The 4081-nt window shown below is 77.0% G+C and carries 3 protein-coding genes; 2 read left to right on the top strand and 1 reads right to left on the bottom strand.

Features of this window, described 5'->3' with window-relative positions; translation table 11 throughout:
- Positions 1 to 25: 25 nt before the first annotated feature.
- Together AB0L34_RS33050 and AB0L34_RS33045 are read left to right on the top strand one after the other, a co-directional pair.
- The gene (locus AB0L34_RS33050; protein WP_363709518.1) at positions 26 to 991 is read left to right on the top strand and encodes an SAM-dependent methyltransferase; all 966 of its coding nucleotides are present in this window, start codon (positions 26 to 28) and stop codon (positions 989 to 991) included.
- The gene (locus AB0L34_RS33045; RefSeq protein WP_357456558.1) at positions 988 to 2175 is read left to right on the top strand and encodes an NADH-quinone oxidoreductase subunit D; all 1188 of its coding nucleotides are present in this window, start codon (positions 988 to 990) and stop codon (positions 2173 to 2175) included. Before AB0L34_RS33050 ends, AB0L34_RS33045 begins: the two co-directional genes overlap by 4 nt.
- A gap of 22 nt (positions 2176 to 2197) precedes the next feature.
- Here AB0L34_RS33045 and AB0L34_RS33040 read toward each other — a convergent pair whose 3' ends face one another.
- Entirely contained in the window at positions 2198 to 3874 is a 1677-nt protein-coding gene (locus tag AB0L34_RS33040; RefSeq protein ID WP_363709516.1) for a hypothetical protein, read from the bottom strand.
- Positions 3875 to 4081 lie beyond the last annotated feature (207 nt).

The raw sequence follows: 4081 nt of genomic DNA, 5'->3' as shown, positions 1-4081 counted from the left end.
GCCCGCCCGCTCCGGGCGGTCAGGCTTGATCCCTCCACGGGCGGGCTCCCCGGCAACCCCGACTCCCCCGGCCGCCGCCCGGCCCTCGCTCTCGTCCGGCCCGTCGCCCGCCGGTCCCGCCCCGTCCGCGCCGGTTGCGCTCGCTCGTCGGGTACGCCTCACCGCCGTCGAGAAGGCACCCCGACCGGCCGACCTGCCGGACGGGATCGACTGGCTGGACGAGATCCCCGACGGGATCACCGGGCTGCTGGTGGCTACCGAGTGGCTGGACAACGTGCCGCTCGACGTGGCGGTGCACACCGCCGACGGCTGGCGCTACCTGCTGGTCGACCCGGCCACCGGTGCGGAGACCGTGGGTGGCCCGGTCGACCCCGCCGACGCGGACTGGCTGGCCCGGTGGTGGTCGGTGTCAGCGGCCGGAACTGACCGGACCGGCTCGACCGGGTCCGGGTTCCGGGCAGCCCGATCGGCGGAGGGATCAAGCCTGACCGCCCGGAGCGGGTCGGGCCGCCCGGAACCCCCCGCCGGGGTGCGAGCAGAGATCGGCCGGACCCGCGACGAGGCATGGGCCGAGGCGGTGGGAAAACTCGACCGGGGGCTGGCGTTGGCCGTGGACTACGGGCACCTGAGGGACGACCGGCCGGTCGACGGGAGCCTGACCGGGTACCGGGGCGGGCGGCAGGTGCCGCCGGTGCCTGACGGGACCTGCGACGTCACCGCACACGTCGCCGTCGACTCCGTCGCCTCCGCCGGCGGGCGGGTCGCCCGGTGCGCGTACGACCTGGTGTCGCAGCGGGAGGCGCTGCGGGCGCTCGGGGCCCACGGCGGGCGACCGGTGCTGAGCCTGGCCGCCAGCGACCCGGTCGGGTACGTGCGGGCGCTCGCCGCCGCCTCGGCCGTGGCGGAGCTGACCGACCCGGCCGGGCTGGGTGGGCACTGGTGGCTGCGGCAACCGGTCGGCGTCGACCCCGAGCGGTTCATGGCACGATGACGGACATGACCACGGACGCCGGCGACCTCCGCGAGCTGACCGTCGGCACCGGAGCGGGCCTGGTGGCGGGCACCGGCGGGGAGCAGCTCGGCACCGACATGGTGCTCAACATCGGGCCGCAGCACCCCTCCACGCACGGCGTGCTCCGGCTGAGGCTGGTGCTCGACGGCGAGCGCGTGGTGGCCTGCGAGCCGATCGTCGGCTACATGCACCGGGGCGCGGAGAAGCTCTTCGAGGTCCGCGACTACCGGCAGATCATCGTGCTGGCCAACCGGCACGACTGGCTCTCGGCCTTCTCCAACGAGCTGGGCGTGGTGCTCGCCGTGGAGCGGCTGATGGGCATGGAGGTGCCGGAACGGGCCACCTGGCTGCGGATGGCCCTCGCGGAGCTGAACCGGGTGCTCAACCACCTGATGTTCCTCGGCTCCTACCCGCTGGAGATCGGCGCGATCACGCCGATGTTCTACGCCTTCCGCGAGCGGGAGACGATCCAGGCCGTGATGGAGGAGGTCTCCGGCGGCCGGATCCACTACATGTTCAACCGGGTGGGCGGCCTCAAGGAGGAGGTGCCGTCCGGCTGGACCGGCCGGGCGCGGGCCGCCATCGCGGAGGTCCGCGGACGCATGCCGGACCTGGACAACCTGATCCGGCGCAACGAGATCTTCCTGGCCCGCACGGTCGGCGTCGGCGTGCTCACCGCGGCGGACGCCGCCGCGTTCGGCGCGTCCGGGCCGGTCGCCCGGGCCTCCGGCCTCGACCTCGACCTGCGCCGCGACGAGCCCTACCTGGCCTACGACCAGCTGGACGTGCCGGTGGTGACGAAGACCGCCGGGGACTGCCACGCCCGCTTCGAGGTGCTGCTCGACCAGGTGTACGCCTCGCTCGACCTCGCCGAGCAGTGCCTGGACCGGGTGGACCGGCTCACCGGGCCGGTCAACACCCGGCTGCCGAAGGTGCTCAAGGCGCCGGAGGGGCACACCTACGCGTGGACCGAGAACCCGCTCGGCATCAACGGCTACTACCTGGTCTCCCGGGGCGAGAAGACGCCGTGGCGGCTCAAGCTGCGCACCGCGTCGTACGCGAACGTGCAGGCGCTGGCCACCCTGCTCCCCGGCTGCCTGGTGCCGGATCTGATCGCCATCCTCGGCTCGATGTTCTTCGTGGTCGGCGACATCGACAAGTGACCCGCGCGGCCCCGGTCGCCGGTCAGCGCCAGCGGTCGGCGGAACGCGAGCCGCCCGCGCGGGGGGCGTCGTCCTGCGGCGGGTAGCCGTAGCGCTCCTCCTGCCGTCGGCCGTACCGCTCCGGCTCGGGCTCCGGCTGGCGGGCGCGGTGCGCCTCGGGCTGGTGCCCGCGCTGGCGGGGCGGGCGCCACTCCTCGGGCACCGGCACCCCGCCGGCCGGCAGCGCCGGCGCGTCCCCCGGCTCCGCCCAGCCGCCCCGCCATCCGTCGTCCGCCCGTTCCCGATGCGGCTCGTCCCGGCGGACCGTCGCCCAGCGGTCCGAGACCCGGTACTCGGTGCCGGTGGCGTCCGCGTGCACCTCGGCACGCCGCTCACCGACCCGCAGTTCCCGGCCCCGGTCGTCGTCCCTCACGGCCGCCCACCGGTCACCGGCGCGCAGCTCCGACCAGTACTCACCGCTCTCCGGCCCCGCCTCGTCGGGCTGGTGCGGCCGGCCCCGCCCCGGCTGCTCGGCCGGCACGGCCCAGGCCGCCGGCCCGCCCGTGCCGTCCCAGCCCCGGTCGTCCCACTGCTGCCCGCGCTCCTGCCGCTGCCCGCGCTCCTGCCGCTGCCCGCGTTCGTCCCGTCGGCCCGGCCGCTCGCGGTCGGTCCCCTGCCCGGACCACTCGCCCCGGTCGCGCGACCGCGACCGGTCGTCGTCCCGGGGCGCGCCGGCCGTCGCCCACGACCGGTCGTCGTTCCGCCGGGAACGGTCGTCGTCGCGCCGGGACCGGTCCTCCAGGTCGCCGTGGCCGGCCCGGGACCGGTCGTCCGACTCGTCGGACCACGGCCGCTCCTCCGGCGCCGGCGACCACCGTCCCGCGTACCCGCCGCCGTACCGGGTGCCGGGGTCGCCGGGCACGGACGCGCCACCGTCCACGATGGTGTGCCGGGTGGTGACGTGCACGGTCTCGGTGTGCCGCACCACCCCGAGCGGGCGCGCGGCGGGCTGGCTCTCGGGCTCCGCCGGCCGGGCCGCCCCGTACACCCCGGCCGCTCCGCCGGCGGGTCGGTCCCCGCCGTACACCCCGGCGGTGGCGGGCCGGTCCCCGCCGGCCGAGCCGCCGGTGGGCCGGTCCGCGCCGTACGCCCCGGCCTGGGCCGCCGGCCGCTCGGCGCGCGGGCCCGGCTGGGGCCGGCGGGTGGGCTCCTCGTCGTCCCGGTCGGCGCGTCCCCAGCGGGGCGCCGGATCCGCCTGGCCCGGCGCCCGCCCCCGGCCGGAGAACCCGTCGTCGGCGGATCCCGGGCCCCGGCCGGCATCGGCCTGGTCGTCGACTCCGGCCAGCGCGGCGCTGCTGGCGTCCAGCCGCCGGCGCAGCGCGGCGACCGCCTCCTGGGCCCGCTGGGCCTGGTCGAGCGCCTGGTTGCCGCGCTGGGCGGCCGCCACGATCTCCCCGCGCAGCTCGTGGCGGAGCTGCTCCATCTCGTCCAGCAGCTCCTCGGTGCGGGCCGGGCCGGCGCCGTCGGCGCGCAACGCGATCGACAGGCCGATCAGGACCACGGCCAGGATGGCGAGCACGGCGGCGAACCGCAGCGGACCGTTGCCGTCGGCGACGAGCAGGATCAGCGCCGCCACCGGCGCCAGCGCGACGCCGATCCAGAAGAGCACGGTGAGCAGCGGTGGATTGCGCTTGTCGGCGGGGGCGACCGGGGCTGGCATGGGTCCGCAGCCTACCGAGAGTTCCCCCGGCTGGAAACGGCTGGAGAGACCCGGCGGGACGGGACAGCGCAGCCGGTAGCCGGCGGGACGGGACAGCGCAGCCGGTAGCCGGCGGGACGGGACAGCGCAGCCGGTAGCCGGCGGGACGGGACAGCGCAGCCGGTAGCCGACGGCGCGGGGCCGCCGGGGCCCGGCCGGGGCTCAGCT

Source organism: Micromonospora sp. NPDC052213 (genome assembly GCF_040679695.1).
In the GTDB taxonomy this organism is placed as follows: Bacteria; Actinomycetota; Actinomycetes; order Mycobacteriales; family Micromonosporaceae; genus Micromonospora.
Note: the sequence above shows the minus strand (reverse complement) of the source record. Positions and strands in the feature narration are given on the sequence as shown.